General features: G+C 69.9%; 17 protein-coding genes. 4 read left to right on the forward strand and 13 right to left on the reverse strand.

Features of this window, described 5'->3' with window-relative positions; translation table 11 throughout:
* The 7 genes from M878_RS66345 to M878_RS66375 all read right to left on the reverse strand — a co-directional run.
* Nucleotides 1-1,481: NADH-quinone oxidoreductase subunit G (locus tag M878_RS66345; RefSeq protein WP_023547479.1), on the reverse strand; the 1,481-nt coding region annotated here is incomplete at its 3' end.
* Nucleotides 1,478-2,827 (reverse strand): NADH-quinone oxidoreductase subunit NuoF, encoded by a 1,350-nt coding sequence (nuoF, locus tag M878_RS66350; RefSeq protein ID WP_209445531.1) that lies wholly within the window; start codon nt 2,825-2,827, stop codon nt 1,478-1,480. The genes nuoF and M878_RS66345, both read right to left, overlap by 4 nt.
* Complete coding sequence (nuoE, locus tag M878_RS66355; RefSeq protein WP_037730139.1) at nt 2,824-3,606, reverse strand: NADH-quinone oxidoreductase subunit NuoE; 783 nt, start codon at nt 3,604-3,606, stop codon at nt 2,824-2,826. Before nuoE ends, nuoF begins: the two co-directional genes overlap by 4 nt.
* Nucleotides 3,603-4,943, reverse strand: a complete 1,341-nt coding sequence (locus M878_RS66360) for an NADH-quinone oxidoreductase subunit D (RefSeq protein WP_023547482.1) — start codon at nt 4,941-4,943, stop codon at nt 3,603-3,605. Before M878_RS66360 ends, nuoE begins: the two co-directional genes overlap by 4 nt.
* The gene (locus M878_RS66365) at nt 4,940-5,710 is read right to left on the reverse strand and encodes an NADH-quinone oxidoreductase subunit C (protein WP_023547483.1); all 771 of its coding nucleotides are present in this window, start codon (nt 5,708-5,710) and stop codon (nt 4,940-4,942) included. Before M878_RS66365 ends, M878_RS66360 begins: the two co-directional genes overlap by 4 nt.
* Nucleotides 5,707-6,261 (reverse strand): NuoB/complex I 20 kDa subunit family protein, encoded by a 555-nt coding sequence (locus tag M878_RS66370; RefSeq protein ID WP_023547484.1) that lies wholly within the window; start codon nt 6,259-6,261, stop codon nt 5,707-5,709. Before M878_RS66370 ends, M878_RS66365 begins: the two co-directional genes overlap by 4 nt.
* 13 nt (nt 6,262-6,274) lie before the next feature.
* Nucleotides 6,275-6,634, reverse strand: a complete 360-nt coding sequence (locus M878_RS66375) for an NADH-quinone oxidoreductase subunit A (RefSeq protein WP_003992243.1) — start codon at nt 6,632-6,634, stop codon at nt 6,275-6,277.
* A 752-nt stretch (nt 6,635-7,386) separates the two neighbouring features.
* Between M878_RS66375 and M878_RS66380 the strand changes: the two genes are divergently transcribed.
* Together M878_RS66380 and def are read left to right on the forward strand one after the other, a co-directional pair.
* A complete protein-coding gene (locus M878_RS66380) occupies nt 7,387-8,187 on the forward strand; it encodes a C40 family peptidase (RefSeq protein ID WP_023547485.1) in 801 nt (266 codons plus the stop codon).
* Between the two features lie 152 nt (nt 8,188-8,339).
* Nucleotides 8,340-8,966 (forward strand): peptide deformylase, encoded by a 627-nt coding sequence (gene def / locus M878_RS66385; RefSeq protein WP_023547486.1) that lies wholly within the window; start codon nt 8,340-8,342, stop codon nt 8,964-8,966.
* 64 nt (nt 8,967-9,030) lie between these two features.
* Here def and M878_RS66390 read toward each other — a convergent pair whose 3' ends face one another.
* Nucleotides 9,031-10,323: a geranylgeranyl reductase family protein gene (locus tag M878_RS66390; RefSeq protein WP_023547487.1), complete on the reverse strand. Its 1,293-nt coding sequence runs from the start codon at nt 10,321-10,323 to the stop codon at nt 9,031-9,033.
* A 97-nt stretch (nt 10,324-10,420) separates the two neighbouring features.
* Here M878_RS66390 and M878_RS66395 point away from each other — a divergent pair, with 97 nt between their 5' ends.
* Together M878_RS66395 and M878_RS66400 are read left to right on the forward strand one after the other, a co-directional pair.
* Complete coding sequence (locus M878_RS66395; protein ID WP_031225081.1) at nt 10,421-10,939, forward strand: GNAT family N-acetyltransferase; 519 nt, start codon at nt 10,421-10,423, stop codon at nt 10,937-10,939.
* Nucleotides 10,940-11,021: 82 nt separating this feature from the next.
* Nucleotides 11,022-11,357, forward strand: a complete 336-nt coding sequence (locus M878_RS66400) for a PASTA domain-containing protein (protein WP_280923664.1) — start codon at nt 11,022-11,024, stop codon at nt 11,355-11,357.
* A 58-nt stretch (nt 11,358-11,415) separates the two neighbouring features.
* On the opposite strand, the gene M878_RS66405 is transcribed toward M878_RS66400, so the two are convergent.
* From M878_RS66405 to M878_RS66425, 5 genes are all read right to left on the reverse strand, one after another.
* Nucleotides 11,416-12,111, reverse strand: a complete 696-nt coding sequence (locus M878_RS66405) for a demethylmenaquinone methyltransferase (protein ID WP_023547490.1) — start codon at nt 12,109-12,111, stop codon at nt 11,416-11,418.
* A 113-nt stretch (nt 12,112-12,224) separates the two neighbouring features.
* Entirely contained in the window at nt 12,225-12,824 is a 600-nt protein-coding gene (locus tag M878_RS66410) for a hypothetical protein (RefSeq protein WP_031225084.1), read from the reverse strand.
* A gap of 7 nt (nt 12,825-12,831) precedes the next feature.
* A complete protein-coding gene (gene mqnC / locus M878_RS66415; RefSeq protein ID WP_023547492.1) occupies nt 12,832-14,031 on the reverse strand; it encodes a cyclic dehypoxanthinyl futalosine synthase in 1,200 nt (399 codons plus the stop codon).
* A gap of 136 nt (nt 14,032-14,167) precedes the next feature.
* Entirely contained in the window at nt 14,168-15,031 is an 864-nt protein-coding gene (locus tag M878_RS66420; protein WP_023547493.1) for a prepilin peptidase, read from the reverse strand.
* A partial coding sequence (locus M878_RS66425; RefSeq protein WP_023547494.1) for an AfsR/SARP family transcriptional regulator occupies nt 15,028-16,781 on the reverse strand: 1,754 nt, incomplete at its 5' end. The genes M878_RS66425 and M878_RS66420, both read right to left, overlap by 4 nt.

Below are 16,781 nucleotides of genomic sequence, written 5' to 3' on the forward strand. Positions count from 1 at the left end.
AGGCGCTCGCCGACGACGATGACCGCGCCCTCGGTGCGCAGAGCCTCGGCGGCCCGGCTGCCGGGCTCCTCCAGGCCGACGCCGCTCCCGAGGGCGTCCAGCCATTCGGTCTCGGTGCCCGGAGCGGCCGGCAGCAGGGTGCCGCCCGCCTTCTTAAGGCCCCGGGTCGCGTGCGTGGCCAGCGCGAACACCTGCTGCTTGTGCTTGCGCCAGGCCTTGCGCAGCCTGAGGAAGACGCCGGGTGCCTCCTCCTCCGACTCGAAGCCGACCAGCAGGACGGCGGGCGCCTTCTCCAGGGAGGTGTACGTGACGCCCGTACCGTCGAGGTCACGGCCGCGGCCGGCCACCTGGGACGCCAGGAAGTCGGCTTCCTCGCCGCTGTGCACGCGCGCGCGGAAGTCGATGTCGTTCGTGTCGAGCGCCACGCGCGCGAACTTGCTGTACGCGTAGGCGTCCTCGACGGTCAGCCGGCCGCCGATCAGGACACCGGCCCGGGAGCGTGCCGCGCTCAGTCCGCGCGCGGCCGCCTCCAGCGCCTCCGGCCAGGAGGCGGGCACCAGGACACCGTCGGCGTTGCGGACGAGCGGGGTGTCGAGGCGGTCCTTGAGCTGCGCGTACCGGAACGCGAAGCGTCCCTTGTCGCAGATCCACTCCTCGTTGACCTCGGGGTCGTTGGCGGCCAGCCGCCGCATGACCTTGCCGCGCCGGTGGTCGGTGCGGGTGGCGCAGCCGCCTGAGCAGTGCTCGCAGACCGACGGCGAGGAGACCAGGTCGAAGGGGCGGGAGCGGAAGCGGTAGGCCGCCGAGGTCAGCGCGCCGACCGGGCAGATCTGGATGGTGTTGCCGGAGAAGTACGACTCGAACGGGTCGCCCTCGCCGGTGCCGACCTGCTGGAGCGCGCCGCGTTCGAGCAGCTCGATCATCGGGTCACCCGCGATCTGGTTGGAGAACCGGGTGCAGCGGGCGCACAGCACGCACCGCTCCCGATCCAGCAGCACCTGGGTGGAGATCGGTACGGGCTTTTCGTAGGTGCGCTTCTTGCCGTCGAAGCGGGAGTCGGCGTTGCCGTGCGACATGGCCTGGTTCTGCAGCGGGCACTCACCGCCCTTGTCGCAGACCGGGCAGTCCAGCGGGTGGTTGATGAGCAGCAGCTCCATCACGCCGTGCTGGGCCTTCTCGGCGACCGGCGAGGTGAGCTGGGTCTTCACCACCATGCCGTCGGTGCAGGTGATGGTGCAGGACGCCATCGGCTTGCGCTGGCCCTCGACCTCGACGATGCACTGCCGGCAGGCGCCGACGGGGTCGAGCAGGGGGTGGTCGCAGAACCGGGGGATCTCGATGCCGAGCTGCTCGGCGGCCCGGATGACCAGAGTGCCCTTGGGCACGCTGATCTCGATGCCGTCGATCGTCAGTGTGACGAGGTCCTCCGGCGGGACCGCCGCCGTTCCCCCTCCGGTGGGGGAACTCGTGGTCACGGTCATGCGTTCACCTCCGGGCGGTCCGCCCAGGCCGTCGACTTGGCCGGGTCGAAGGGGCAGCCCCGGCCCGTGATGTGCTGCTCGTACTCCGCGCGGAAGTACTTCAGCGAGGAGAAGATCGGGGACGCGGCGCCGTCGCCCAGGGCGCAGAAGGACTTGCCGTTGATGTTGTCGGCGATGTCGGCGAGCTTGCCGAGGTCGGCCATGGTGCCCTTGCCGGCCTCGATGTCCCGCAGCAACTGCACCAGCCAGTAAGTCCCTTCGCGGCAGGGCGTGCACTTGCCGCAGGACTCGTGGGCGTAGAACTCGGTCCAGCGGGTCACCGCCCGCACCACGCAGGTCGTCTCGTCGAAGCACTGCAGGGCTTTCGTGCCGAGCATGGAACCCGCGGCGCCCACTCCTTCGTAATCAAGAGGGACGTCGAGGTGCTCGTCGGTGAACATCGGCGTCGAGGAGCCGCCCGGGGTCCAGAACTTCAGGCGGTGGCCCGGCCGCATGCCGCCGCTCATCTCGAGGAGCTGGCGGAGCGTGATGCCGAGCGGCGCCTCGTACTGGCCGGGGCTCGCCACGTGGCCGCTGAGCGAGTAGAGCGTGAAGCCCGGGGACTTCTCGCTGCCCATCGACCTGAACCATTCTTTTCCGTTTTGCAGGATGGCGGGAACCGACGCGATGGATTCGACGTTATTCACCACAGTCGGACAGGCGTAGAGGCCTTCCACCGCAGGGAAGGGGGGACGGAGCCGCGGTTGACCACGGCGGCCTTCGAGCGAGTCGAGCAGTGCGGTCTCCTCACCGCAGATGTACGCGCCGGCGCCCGCGTGCACGGTGAGGTGGAGGTCGAGCCCGCTGCCCAGGATGTTCTCGCCGAGGTAGCCCGCCGCGTGGGCCTCACGCACGGCCTCGTGCAACCGCCGTAGAACGGGGACGACTTCACCACGCAGATAGATGAAGGCATGCGACGACCTGATGGCATAGCACGCGATCACGATGCCCTCGATGAGGCTATGCGGGTTCGCGAAGAGGAGCGGGATGTCCTTGCACGTCCCGGGCTCCGATTCGTCGGCGTTGACAACTAGATAGTGCGGTTTCCCATCTCCCTGCGGAATGAACTGCCACTTCATTCCGGTCGGGAATCCCGCGCCGCCGCGGCCGCGCAGCCCGGAGTCCTTGACGTACGCGATCACGTCGTCCGGTGACATGGCGAGCGCCTTGCGGAGCCCCTCGTACCCCTCGTGCCTCCGGTAGACGTCCAGAGTCCAGGACCGGTCCTCGTCCCAGAAGGCCGACAGCACGGGTGCGAGCAGCTTCTCGGGGCTCGTGTCCTTGAGTTCGGCTGCCACGGTCATCACTCCCCCTCCTCTTCAGCCTCGCCCGCGGACGGCGCATTCTGGGGTTCTTGTGCACGCGGATGGACCACGCGCGCGGGTGCGGCTTCTCCCCTTGCCAGGCGAAGGCCCACCAGCGACGCGGGTCCCGCACTGCCGCTCTCCTCGACGGCCCCTGGCCGCTCGTCGGGGAAGCCGGCCAGGATCCGCGCGGTCTCCTTGAACGTGCACAGCCGCGCCCCGCGCGTGGGCTGCACGGGCCGTCCCGCGCGCAGATCGTCGACCAGGCGCTTGGCACTGCCCGGCGTCTGGTTGTCGAAGAACTCCCAGTTGACCATCACGACCGGCGCGTAGTCGCAGGCCGCGTTGCACTCGATGTGCTCCAGGGTGACCTTGCCGTCGTCGGTGGTCTCGCCGTTGCCGACGCCCAGGTGTTCCTGGAGGGTCTCGAAGATCGCGTCTCCGCCCATCACCGCGCACAGGGTGTTGGTGCACACACCGACCTGGTAGTCACCGGACGGCCCCCGCCGGTACATGGTGTAGAAGGTGGCGACGGCCGTGACCTCGGCCGTGGTCAGGTCCAGCATGTCCGCGCAGAACTGCATTCCGGTGCGCGTGACATGGCCCTCCTCCGACTGTACGAGGTGGAGCAGCGGGAGCAGGGCGGACCGGGAGTCCGGGTAGCGCGCGATGATCTCGCGCGCGTCCGCCTCCAGGCGGGCCCGGACGTCGTCCGGGTACGCGGGCGCGGGCAGTTCGGGCATGCCCAGGCTGACGCCCCGCTCAGAAGAAGAGGTGGTCACCGGTCGACGCCTCCCATCACGGGGTCGATGGACGCGACGGCGACGATGACGTCGGCGACCTGGCCGCCTTCGCACATCGCCGCCATGGCCTGCAGGTTGGTGAAGGACGGGTCGCGGAAGTGGACCCGGTAGGGGCGGGTGCCACCGTCGGAGACGACGTGCACGCCTAGCTCGCCCTTGGGGGACTCGACGGCCGCGTACGCCTGTCCCGGCGGGACGCGGAAGCCCTCGGTGACGAGTTTGAAGTGGTGGATCAGGGCCTCCATGGAGGTGCCCATGATCTTCTTGATGTGATCGAGGGAGTTGCCGAGTCCGTCCGGTCCCAGAGCGAGCTGGGCGGGCCAGGCGATCTTCTTGTCGGCGACCATGACCGGTCCGGGCTGGAGCCGGTCCAGGCACTGCTCGACGATCCTGAGCGACTGGCGCATCTCCTCCAGCCGGACCAGGAAGCGGCCGTAGGCGTCGCAGCTGTCGGCGACCGGGATCTCGAAGTCGTACGTCTCGTAGTCGCAGTACGGCTGTGCCTTGCGCAGGTCGTGCGGCAGGCCGGTCGAGCGCAGGATCGGGCCTGTGGCGCCGAGGGCCATGCAGCCGGCCAGGTCGAGGTAGCCGATGTCCTGCATGCGGGCCTTGAAGATGGGGTTCCCGGTGGCGAGCTTGTCGTACTCCGGGAGGTTCTTCTTCATCTTCTTCACGAACTCGCGGATCTGGTCCACCGCACCGGGCGGCAGGTCCTGGGCGAGTCCGCCGGGGCGGATGTACGCGTGGTTCATCCTGAGGCCCGTGATGAGCTCGTAGAGGTCGAGAATCATTTCACGATCACGGAAGCCGTAGATCATGATCGTGGTGGCGCCCAGTTCCATGCCGCCGGTGGCGATGCACACCAGGTGGGAGGACATCCGGTTCAGCTCCATCAGGAGCACCCGGATGATCTTGGCGCGTTCGGTGATCTCGTCCTCGATGCCGAGGAGCTTCTCGACGGCGAGACAGTAGGCGGTCTCGTTGAAGAAGGACGTCAGGTAATCCATGCGCGTGACGAAGGTGGTGCCCTGCGTCCACGTGCGGAACTCGAGGTTCTTCTCGATGCCGGTGTGCAGATAGCCGATGCCGCAGCGGGCCTCGGTGACGGTCTCGCCCTCGATCTCCAGGATCAGACGGAGCACTCCGTGGGTGGAGGGGTGCTGGGGACCCATGTTGACGACGATGCGTTCGTCGTCGGCGCGGGTCGCGGACTGGACGATCTCGTCCCAGTCGCCACCGGTCACCGTGTATACGGTGCCCTCGGTGGTCTCGCGCGCCGAAGCGGCCGACGCGTCGGATGCAGACTGCGTGCTCACGAGTACGACCTCCGCTGGTCCGGAGCCGGGATCTGGGCGCCCTTGTACTCGACGGGGATGCCGCCGAGGGGGTAGTCCTTGCGCTGCGGATGGCCCTGCCAGTCGTCCGGCATCATGATCCGCGTCAGGGCCGGGTGACCGTCGAAGACGATCCCGAAGAAGTCGTAGGTCTCGCGCTCATGCCAGTCGTTCGTCGGGTACACGGGGACGAGCGAGGGGATGTGCGGGTCGGCGTCGGGGGCGCTGACCTCGAGCCGGATCAGCCGGTTGTGGGTGATCGAGCGCAGGTGGTAGATGGCGTGCAGCTCGCGGCCCTTGTCGTGCGGGTAGTGGACACCGCTGACGCCGGTGCACAGTTCGAAGCGCAGGGCCGGGTCGTCGCGCAGGGTGCGGGCGACGCGGACCAGGTGTTCGCGCTCGATGTGGAAGGTGATCTCGTCGCGGTCGACGACCGTCTTCTCGACGGCGTTGTCCGGGGCCAGTCCCTGTTCCTCCAGGGCGCCTTCCAGTTCGTCGGCGACCTCGTCGAACCAGCCGCCGTAGGGGCGAGTCGCCGGTCCCGGGAGCCGGACCGAGCGGACCAGGCCGCCGTAGCCGGAGGTGTCGCCGCCGCCTGCGGCGCCGAACATGCCGCGCTGGACGCGGATCTCCTCGCCGCCCTGGCCGCGCTGGCCGGGGAGGTTGGATGCGGAGAGGTCCTTCTCGGGGTTCACCCCGTTCGCGGACCCGTTCACGCCGCCTGCGCCGTTGCCGTTCGCGTCGCTCACCGCAGCAGCCCCTTCATCTCGATCGTGGGCAGGGCCTTGAGCGCGGCCTCCTCCGCCTCGCGGGCGGCTTCCTCGGCGTTGACGCCGAGCTTGGAGGTCTGGATCTTGTGGTGGAGCTTGAGGATCGCGTCCATCAGCATCTCGGGGCGGGGCGGACAGCCCGGGAGGTAGATGTCGACCGGGACGATGTGGTCGACGCCCTGGACGATCGCGTAGTTGTTGAACATGCCGCCTGAGGAGGCGCAGACGCCCATGGAGATCACCCATTTCGGGTTGGGCATCTGGTCGTAGACCTGCCTCAGGACCGGCGCCATCTTCTGGCTGACCCGGCCGGCGACGATCATCAGGTCCGCCTGGCGCGGCGAGCCGCGGAAGACCTCCATGCCGAAGCGCGCCAGGTCGTAACGGCCGGCGCCGGTGGTCATCATCTCGATGGCGCAGCAGGCGAGGCCGAAGGTGGCGGGGAAGACGGACGCCTTGCGCACCCAGCCCGCGGCCTGCTCGACGGTGGTCAGCAGGAAGCCGCTCGGCAGCTTTTCTTCGAGTCCCATGTCTAAAGGCCCCTCAGTCCCATTCCAGGCCGCCGCGCCGCCATACGTACGCGTACGCGACGAAGACGGTGAGCACGAAGAGCAGCATCTCCACGAGCCCGAAAATCCCCAGGGCGTCGAAGGTGACGGCCCAGGGATAGAGGAAGACGATCTCGATGTCGAAGACGATGAAGAGCATCGCCGTCAGGTAGTACTTGATGGGGAAGCGCCCGCCGCCGGCCGGCGTGGGGGTCGGCTCGATACCGCACTCGTAGGCCTCGAGCTTGGCGCGGTTGTACCGCTTCGGACCGATCAGCGTGGCCATGACCACGGAGAAGATCGCAAAGCCTGCCCCGAGGGCTCCCAGTACGAGGATGGGCGCATACGCGTTCACCGCTCCTCGCTCCTCTCAGTCGGCGCTGACTGCTGGCGGTTGCACTGGTGCACCGGACTCACATCCGCCTCACCGGTTCCACGAGCCCCGCTTGTCCCGGGCGAAGATCGAGAACATGTGAAGCAGGTCACAAGCCCAGCTGCCACGCATCTTATGCCCGCCGCTCTGTGATCTGCGACACGGCGTATTCCACAAGCTTTGTGATCTCCACCACCTGACGAAGGATCATGAAGTCGGATGATGGGTGATCTTCATACGCGAAGCGTTCAGTTGATCACCAGAAGTGACATTCTCGCCAGTCATCGCAGGCCGGAGGGGTCGTCTCAATATCAAGAGACTTCCGCTGCATGCAAATTGGCGCTGGACGCAGCTGGCTGATAGGAGACCCCGTTCACGCATGAGAGGGAGGGGCGGAGCGGGATGTGGACGCGGTACGAACGCGTGCACGCGTTCACGAGCTCCGCACGCACGGGACGCGACGGTTCCGGTAACCGTTCCGTGACCTCCGCCACATCGATGAGCGGCCCCCGAGAAGCGGGCTTGGCCAACCATCCCAACCAGTGGTAGGCGGGGGGCAATTCGGGCGTAATGATCAAAGACCGTGATCAAGGGCTTGATCACCGACGTCCGCAATGTCCGTTACGGCGTCAATAAAGGGCGACACACCCGGGATTCTCGGTCTCGATTGAGCAACTGTGGCGCAGCACACGTTTCTTGTAGATATGAAGGAGCCCCTGGTACCGGTTATTCCCATGTCCCACACCGCTCACATACGCAGCCACCGGAAGCCCCGCCGCAGCGCGTCGTCCCTCGCGATGCGGACCGGAGTTGCCGGTGGCGTCCTCAGCACCCTGGCAGTCGCCGGGGCGTCCAGCTCGGCCAACGCCGCCGAGCCGGTGACGCAGACCCTCGAACTGCCCACCCTGACGGCCGACCTGGCCGCTCAGGCGGCCAAGTCCGCGGACGCCACCCAGCAGGCCGCCGCGAACTACCAGCTGCGGGCAGAGCGTGACGCGGCCGCCGCAAACGCCGCGAAGCAGGCCAAGGCGGACCTCGCCGAGGCCAAGCAGAAGGCCGCCGCGGCCAAGAAGAGCGCCGAGGAGGCCGCCCGCAAGGAGGCCGCCGCCCGTGCCTCCCGCAGCGCGGAGCGGACGACGCTCTCCGCCACGTCGGACTCCGGCAGCACCTCCACAGCGACCGGTTCGGCCGCGTCCGTCATCTCCTTCGTGAAGGCCCAGATCGGCAAGTCCTACGTCCTGGGCGCCTCCGGACCGAGCGCCTACGACTGCTCCGGACTGGTACAGGCCGCCTTCAAGGAGATCGGCGTCAGCCTGCCGCGCGTCTCCCAGGACCAGTCGACCTCCGGCACGCAGGTCTCGCTGAGCAACCTGCAGCCGGGCGACATCCTCTACTGGGGCAGCGCGGGCAGCGCGTACCACGTCGCGGTGTACGTCGGCGACGGTATGTTCGTCGGCGCACAGAACCCGTCCACCGGCATCGTCGAGAAGCCGCTGTCGTACGACCCGCCGACCGGGGCGGTCCGGGTGCTCTGAGCGCTCCAGGCGCCTCTCAACGCGCGTAGGGCCGCAGCCGCTCGGGGGCAGCGGCCCTTGCGTCGTTCCCGGCACACCAGGGCGCGGTTCCTGGCAAGCTCGAGCACGGGCCGCCGGACGGCGGTCCGTGCTCGAGCGAAGGAGACCGCGCGATGCCACGCGTGTTCGTACAGGGAAGGCCCGCCGACTACCACCCCCGCCACACCCCCGAGGCCCGGCGCGGTGCGGTGCGCCGGATCACCGAGGTCGGCGAGGGGGTCCTGCACAAGCCGTGCCGGGACGTCACGGAGTTCGGGCCCGACCTCGCCGCACTCATCGACGACATGTTCCTCACCCTGTATGTCGCCGAAGGAGCGGGACTGGCGGCGAATCAGGTCGGGGTCGATCTACGGCTCTTCGTGTACGACTGCCCCGATGACGACGGTGTCCGACATGTCGGTCACATCATCAATCCGGTGCTCGAAACGCCCACGAGCGGGCGGCGGTTGCTGGACGAGGGCGAGGGCTGTCTGTCGGTGCCGGGTGCCGTGATGGCCGTACCGCGGCCGGACCGGGCCGTCGTACGCGGGCAGGACAGGGACGGCCGGCCGGTCGTCATCGAGGGCACGGGGTACTTCGCGCGCTGCCTCATCCACGAGACCGACCACACCAACGGGTACCTCTACCTGGATCGGCTCTCCAAGCGGGAGAAAAAGGACGCACTGCGGCAGATGGCGGACCGGCGGGACGAGGTGTTCGCCCGCCGGGCCGCCCGGGCCGAGGAGCTGAGCCGGACCTAGAAGAGGCCCTGGAGGCCCTGGAGGCCCTGGAGGCCCTGGAGGCCCTGGAGGCCCTGGAGGAGGCTCACGCCTTCGGGGCCACCTTGCTCAGGCCGTTGATGATGCGGTCCATCGCGTCGCCGCCCGTGGGGTCGGTGAGGTTCGCGAGGAGCTTGAGGGTGAACTTCATCAGCAGCGGATGTGTGAGGCCGCGCTGGGCGGCGATCTGCATGACCTTCGGGTTGCCGATGAGCTTCACGAAGGCGCGGCCGAGCGTGTAGTAGCCGCCGTAGGTGTCCTTGAGGACGCGCGGGTAGCGGTGCAGGGCGATCTCGCGCTGGGCGGGCGTGGCCCGCGCGTGGGCCTGGACGATGACGTCGGCGGCGATCTGGCCGGACTCCATGGCGTAGGCGATGCCCTCGCCGTTGAAGGGGTTCACCAGGCCGCCTGCGTCGCCGACCAGCAGTAGGCCGCGCGTGTAGTGCGGCTGGCGGTTGAAGGCCATGGGCAGGGCGGCGCCGCGGATCGGGCCGGTCATGTTCTCGGGGGTGTAGCCCCAGTCCTCGGGCATGGAGGCGCACCAGGCCTTGAGGATCTCGCGCCAGTCCAGCTCCTTGAAGGAGGCGGAGGTGTTGAGCACGCCGAGTCCGACGTTGGACGTGCCGTCGCCCATGCCGAAGATCCAGCCGTAGCCGGGCAGCAGCCGGTCCTGGGGGCCGCGGCGGTCCCACAGCTCCAGCCAGGACTCCAGGTAGTCGTCGTCGTGGCGGGGGCTCTCGAAATAGGTCCGGACCGCGACGCCCATGGGGCGGTCCTCGCGGCGGTGCAGGCCCATCGCGAGGGACAGGCGGGTGGAGTTGCCGTCGGCGGCCACCACCAAAGGCGCGTGGAAGGTGACCTCGCGCTTCTCCTCGCCGAGCTTGGCGGTGACGCCGGTGATACGGCCGGTGCGGTCGTCGAGGACGGGGCCGGAGACGTTGCAGCGCTCGTAGAGGCGGGCACCGGCCTTCTGGGCGTTGCGGGCGAGCTGCTCGTCGAAGTCGTCACGCTTGCGGACGAGGCCGTAGTTCGGGTACGCGGCGAGATCCGGCCAATCCAGCTGGAGTCGGGAGCCGCCGCCGATGATGCGCAGACCCTTGTTGCGCAGCCAGCCGGCCTCTTCGGAGATGTCGATGCCCATGGCCACGAGCTGCTTCACCGCGCGCGGGGTGAGGCCGTCGCCGCAGACCTTCTCGCGCGGGAACTCGGTCTTCTCCAGGAGCAGGACGTCGAGACCGGCCTTGGCGAGGTGGTACGCGGTGGTGGAGCCGGCCGGCCCCGCGCCGACGACGATCACATCGGCGGTGTTCTCGGAGAGGGGCTCCTTCACGACGGTCACGGCGGGATCTCCCCAAGTTCGAAATCTGCGTGCCGACCGGCACTGGACATGGGCAGTCTATTCAGCAGAATTGATCACCCAGCTGAAGGGCTGCCCTGTGAACCGACCCCTCCCCGCGGTACGGCTGCGTGTCCCCACCCATGAGGACGCGATCGGCTGGCACCGGGTCTTCAGCGACCCCGAGGTCATGGAGTTCTACGGCGGCAGGCCGGCCTCCCTGTCGGTCTACGAGGAACTCACCGCGCGGCAGCGGCGGCACGACGCGGAACTCGGCTTCTGTCTGTGGACCATGCTGGACGAGTCCGGCGAGGTGATCGGCTTCACCGGTGCGCAGCCCTGGCGGCCCGACTGGGGTCCGGTCGGCGAGATAGAGATCGGCTGGCGGCTCGGACGGGCGCACTGGGGCAAGGGCTATGTCACCGCGGCCGCGCGCGAGACGCTTCAGCGGGTGCGGGCGGCCGGAGTGCGGCAGGTGGTGGCGATGGTCCGGCCGGGCAACGAGCGGTCGATCGCGGTGACCCGGCGGCTCGGCATGGAGCCGGCGGAGACCTATCCGCATCCCACGCTGGACGAGCGAGCCCTCTGCTTCCGGCTCACACTCCATCACGGACAGTAATCATCTGTTACAGAAAGACACCAATCCCTTCCGGCCGGGGCGCCCGGGAGTTACTCTTCCAGTACCGCTGGGGGTGACATCTGTGCGCATAACACCCAAAACACCCGAAGTGCGCGTGCCGCGGCTGGTCGGACTGATGGCCGTGGACGCGCGCGAAACGGCCCGGGCGCAGGGCCTGTTCCTCAACGCGCCCGACCGCCCGGACTTCCACCTCACGGTCGTCGACTACGTCGTACGCCAGTACCCGCAGCCCGGCGCCGAGGTGCCGCGGGAGTCGATGGTGTACGTGTGGTTCGACTTCGGTGACGGAGAGGGCGGCGGGGGCGTGCGCGAGCCACGCATCCCGCGGCCGCCCGCAGGCGGAATGCAACGCGAACTCGGTGAGCCCGGTGACGCGTTCGAGATGATCAACCGCTGAGCCTCGGCCGAAAAGAGCACGGCAAAAGGGCGCAGCGAAAAGGCTCAGCGAAAAGGGCTCAGCTCTCCTTGAAGCCCCGGTGCAGTGCGACCACGCCGCCGGTGAGGTTGCGCCAAGCCACCTTGGACCAGCCCGCCTTGCGCAGCCGTTCGGCGAGGGCGGGCTGGTCGGGCCAGGCACGGATGGACTCGGCCAGGTAGACGTAGGCGTCCGGGTTCGAGGAGACCGCGCGGGCGACCGGCGGCAGCGCCCGCATCAGGTACTCGGTGTAGACGGTGCGAAACGGCGCCCAGGTCGGGTGCGAGAACTCGCAGATCACCACGCGCCCGCCGGGCCGGGTCACCCGGTACATCTCACGCAGGGCCGCGTCCGTGTCCTGGACGTTGCGCAGCCCGAAGGAGATCGTCACGGCGTCGAAGGTGTCGTCCTTGAACGGCAGCCTGGTCGCGTCGCCTGCCGTGAACGGCAGCCAGGTGTGCTTCTTCTTGCCGACCTGGAGCATCCCGAGCGAGAAGTCGCAGGGGACGACGTACGCGCCCGACCGCGCGAAGGGCAGTGAGGAGGTGGCCGTACCGGCGGCCAGGTCGAGGACCTTCTGCGCGGGGCGCGCGTCGACCGCCTGCGCCACCTCCTTGCGCCAGCTCCGGTCCTGGCCGAGCGACAGCACGGCGTTGGTCAGGTCGTACCGTTCCGCCACGTCGTCGAACATCGAGGCGACTTCGTGCGGCTGCTTGTTCAGGGAAGCGCGGGTCACCCGCCCATTGTGGCAGCAGGGGGTACGGCACCCCGGAAGCGCCCTCGCCTACGCCCGCGCGGCGCACGCCCGGCCCGGCCGGCGAGGTCCCGCGCCCGTCCGGCACCCCGGGGTCAGCGGCCCCGGTACACCAACCGCCCGCCGATCACGGTCGCCACGCAGGTTCCAGCGCCGCGGCGGACCAGTTCGGCACGGTCCGCGACGTCGAACACGGCGAAGCGGGCGGGCCCGCCCGGGACGAGCCGCGGCAGCATGATCAGCGGGGTCGGGGACAGCGCTGCCGGGCCCGGAAGGCGGTCGGGCCGCTGCCCCACCGCGAGCCCGGCCCTGCGCACCGCGTCGACCACGGCCCGCGACCGCAGTTCCCCGGCCACCGCCACCGTGCCGTGTGCCAGCATCCGCTGCACCCCGCGTCGCGCGCTCGCGCCGAGGCGTGCGGGATCGCCGCGGAGGATCTCCCGGGCGCGCTCCCCGCCGATGGGCTCGGTGCCGAGGACGTCGGCCTCGCGGGGGTCGGGGTGGTAAGTGGCCTCCAGCAGCTCCGGACCGTACGGGTTCAGCAGCCCCGGGGTGAGGATGCCGGGCCACCGCCGCACCTTGGCCCGGGGCTCGGCGGCGGCCAGTTCCTCGTACGGGCCGACGGCGGCGACGGACGCCCCGTCGACCAGAACCGCCGTCTCGGGGGACCGCTCGGCCACATGAAGTGTCAGCACAGCGCGCCTAGTTGGATGCCAGCAGCTTCAGCTCGGGGTGGGCCGTGCCGCCCTCGATGGCCGTAGAGGAGATGTGGGAGACCACGCGGTCGTCGACGGGGTCGTTCGCGGGGTCGTCGTGCACGACCAGGTGCTCGTACGTCGTGGCGCGCTGCGCCGGGACGCGGCCCGCCTTGCGGATCAGGTCGATGATCTCCAGGCGGTTGGAGCGGTGCTTGGCGCCGGCCGAGGAGACCACGTTCTCCTCCAGCATGATCGAGCCGAGGTCGTCCGCGCCGTAGTGCAGCGACAGCTGGCCGACCTCCTTGCCGGTGGTGAGCCACGAGCCCTGGATGTGCTGGACGTTGTCCAGGAAGAGGCGGGCGATCGCGATCATGCGCAGGTACTCGAAGAGCGTGGCCTGGGTGCGGCCCTTCAGGTGGTTGTTCTCGGGCTGGTAGGTGTACGGGATGAAGGCCCGGAAGCCGCCCGTACGGTCCTGGACGTCCCGGATCATGCGCAGGTGCTCGATGCGCTCGGCGTTGGTCTCGCCCGTGCCCATCAGCATGGTGGACGTCGACTCCACGCCCAGCTTGTGCGCCGTCTCCATGATCTCCAGCCAGCGCTCGCCGGACTCCTTGAGGGGCGCGATGGCCTTGCGGGGGCGCTCGGGGAGGAGTTCCGCGCCGGCGCCCGCGAAGGAGTCGAGGCCCGCCTCGTGGATCCGGGCGATGGCCTCCTCGACCGAGACGCCGGAGATCCGGGCCATGTGCTCGACCTCGGAAGCGCCGAGGGAGTGGATCACCAGCTGGGGAAAGGCGTCCTTGATGGCCTTGAAGTGCTTCTCGTAGTACTCGACACCGTAGTCCGGGTGGTGGCCGCCCTGGAACATGATCTGGGTGCCGCCCAGCTCGACGGTCTCTGCACAGCGGCGCAGAATGTCGTCGAGGTCGCGGGTCCAGCCCTTGTCCTTGTCCTTGGGAGCCGCGTAGAAGGCGCAGAACTTGCACGCCGTGACGCACACGTTCGTGTAGTTGATGTTGCGCTCGATGATGTACGTCGCGATGTGCTCGATGCCGGCGTACTTGCGGCGGCGTACGGCGTCGGCGGCGGCGCCCAGCGCGTGCAGCGGGGCGTCGCGGTAGAGGTCGAGCGCCTCTTCCGGGGTGATCCGCCCACCGGCTGCGGCACGGTCGAGGACAGACTGGAGGTCGGCCTTCTCGGTCACAGGGCGTCCCTTTCTTCAAGGGTTGTGGACGGACCGAACCAGCCTACGCCAGGCCCGTTGGCGTCGAGGATCCGGCTCAGGGCTCCTTGGCCGGACGCGACGGTGTGGTGTCGTGGCTCCCAGTCCGTCCTGCGCACTACGCCGCGTACGCCCCCGCCAGCAGCCCCAGGAACGCCCCCGCGATCAGGAACGGCCCGAACGCGATCGCCGTCTTGCGCCCGGCCCGCCGCACGACGACGAGCGCACCGCCGTACACCGCGCCGAGCAGAAAGCCGGCGAAGGTGCCGAGGAGGACCGTCGGCCAGCCGTACCAACCGAGTACGGCGCCCATGCCGACCGCCAGCTTCACATCACCGAACCCCATGCCGGACGGGTTGATGAGAAACAGCACGAAATAGCCGACGCCCAGGGCGAGGGCGCCGTACAACGCGGTCAGCCAGTGGCCGGCGTGCCCGGGCAGCAGCGCGGCGAGGCCCAGCAGGGCGAGGGCGGCCACGGCGAGCGGCAGGGTCAGCGGGTCGGGCAGCCGCTGCACCCGGAAGTCGATCACGGCCAGCAGTACCCCGACGGGCGCGAGCAGCAGCCAGACCGCCAGCTCCGGGCGAGCACCGGTGGCGGCGGCGAGAGCGACGCAGGTCAGGGCGGCGGCTAGGGCGAGGAGCGGGGCGGAGGGGACCCCGGGCGGGGTGGCGGTGGGCGGAGAGGGGCAGGCATGCGCCGGCGCGGCGGCGTACGGCGGCTCGGTCTGCTGCGGAAGCTCGACCGGATGCGCCGGTTCAGTCTCGACCGGATGCGCCGGTTCAGTAAGGTGTGCGCCGCCCCGCGCGCACTCCCCGCAGCGCGCCGGCCCGAGCCAGCCCCGGAGCGCATGCCCATGCGGGCACCGATCCCGCCAGCCCTCCCCCGCCACGACGGCGAAGCGGTAGGCGGCCCTCGGGAGCAGCACGCCCGCCGCCGTGCCCCACAGCGCGGAGAGGGCCCACAGCAGTGCGTCGCTCATCCGGCCGCGGCGACGCCCTCGCGCCAGGTCGGCAGGAGTTCGTCGAGAAGAGCCTCGGTGCGCGGCGGGAGACCACGGGCGCCGCTGCGGGACAGGAGGTCGGCGGCGCGGGCGCGCAGCCGCTCCGGGTCGCCGGTGGCGTGGGTGGCACGCAGCAACTCGTTCCACAGGCGCTCGTCCGTCGGCGCCGTCTTCAGGGCCGCCTCAAGTGCCTCGATCGCCTTCTCCGCGCGGTCCTTCTCCAGGTGGAACGCCGAGAGCGCGAGACCGATGTCCGCGACCAGCAGCGGGAGCTGGGCGTCGATGATCTCGTGGCTGAGCCAGCCGTACCGGTCCTTGGGGCGGTCTTCGAGGAGCGGGCCGCGCACGAGCCCCAGCGCGTCGGTGAGCAGACGTCCGCGGACCGCACGGTTGTCGACACCCCTGCCCTGGGTGGCCTCGTGGTAGAGAGAGCGCAGCACGTCCAGGTCGGAGACGACGGACTCGGCGAGGATGAGCCGGCCGTCCGCGTCGGCCCGCATCCGGGAGCTGCCGTCGGGGTCGGTGCCCAGCCAGGCGCGCAGCCGCTCGATGAGGGCGTCGCGGACGTCCTCGGTCACGCCACGCGGCCACAGCCCGGCGGCGAGCACGCGCGGGTGGACGCCCTCCCGGTGCATGAGCAGCAGCGCGAGCGCCTCCTGGAGCAGGATGCTCCGGTCGCCTTCCGGGGTGTCGAGGCCGATGATCTCGTACGGCCCGACCAGGCGCGCGTACACCGCGGGCCGGCCCTGTTCGCTGACGTCGACGAGGAAGGGCGGGGTGGTGGTCGGCCCGTCCGGGTCGCGCTCCGGATCGACCTGGGCGAACAGCTCCACGACCGCGCGCTGTTGCGCGGCCGGCAGCAGCTGGGCGTTCAGCTCCAGTCCGAGAAGCGGCGCGAGCAGCTTGCTCTCGTGGGTGATCTGCATCTCCCAGGCGGCGCCGGGCAGGTCGTCGGTCTCCGTGCCGACGAGGTAGCCGATGCCGAGGCGGCTGGCGTCGGCGGCGAGTTCGGCCAGCTTGACCGCGTCCTCGGCGGAAGGCTGCGCGGCCAGCAGTACCAGGTGGGGGGCCCAACGGGTGTGCTGGGCGGGGCCGGTGCGTCCGGTGAGGACGGAGTCGTGGCCTGCGGCACCGAGTGCGCCGCGCCGCTGCCGGGTCTCGGCCTCCATGGTCTCGATCAGTGCCTCGATGCCGTCGAGGTGGCGCAGGCGGTTGGGCGCGAGCGCGGTGAGGTCCTCGCCGAAGCCTACGACGGTGATGGTCATGCGGTCCGACCAGCCGCTGGTGGCGAGTTCGGCGGCGACCGAGGCGAACACGGCGGCCCGGTCGGATGCGCGGCCGCTCAGCGAGACGATGCCGGGCACCGCCTCGAGGTTGAGCAGCAGCCGGGAGTCGTCCATGGTGCCGAGACTGACCAGGCCGGGGTAGGGGGCGGCGGTTTCGGTGTCGCCGTAGCGCTCGGCGTCCGCGCGGGACAGCATCCAGAAGGTCTGATCCTGCCCCGGCCGCCAGGGCGCGGGCGGCTTTCCTGCGGGCTGGGCGAGCTGGAGGTGCAGGTCGCCGTGGCTGAGCCAGGCGGCGTAGACGACGGGCAGCGGGCGGGACTCGGCGGCGAGGGCGGCGGCGAGCCCGCGCAGCGACCGGTCCAGCAGCCGTACGGCCTCGGGGTCGGCGCCGACGAGCAGCGCGTCCTGGGCGTTCTGGGCGTCGCCGGTCGGCGTGGGCGGTT

The sequence above is a fragment of the Streptomyces roseochromogenus subsp. oscitans DS 12.976 genome (assembly GCF_000497445.1).
In the GTDB taxonomy this organism is placed as follows: Bacteria; Actinomycetota; Actinomycetes; order Streptomycetales; family Streptomycetaceae; genus Streptomyces; species Streptomyces oscitans.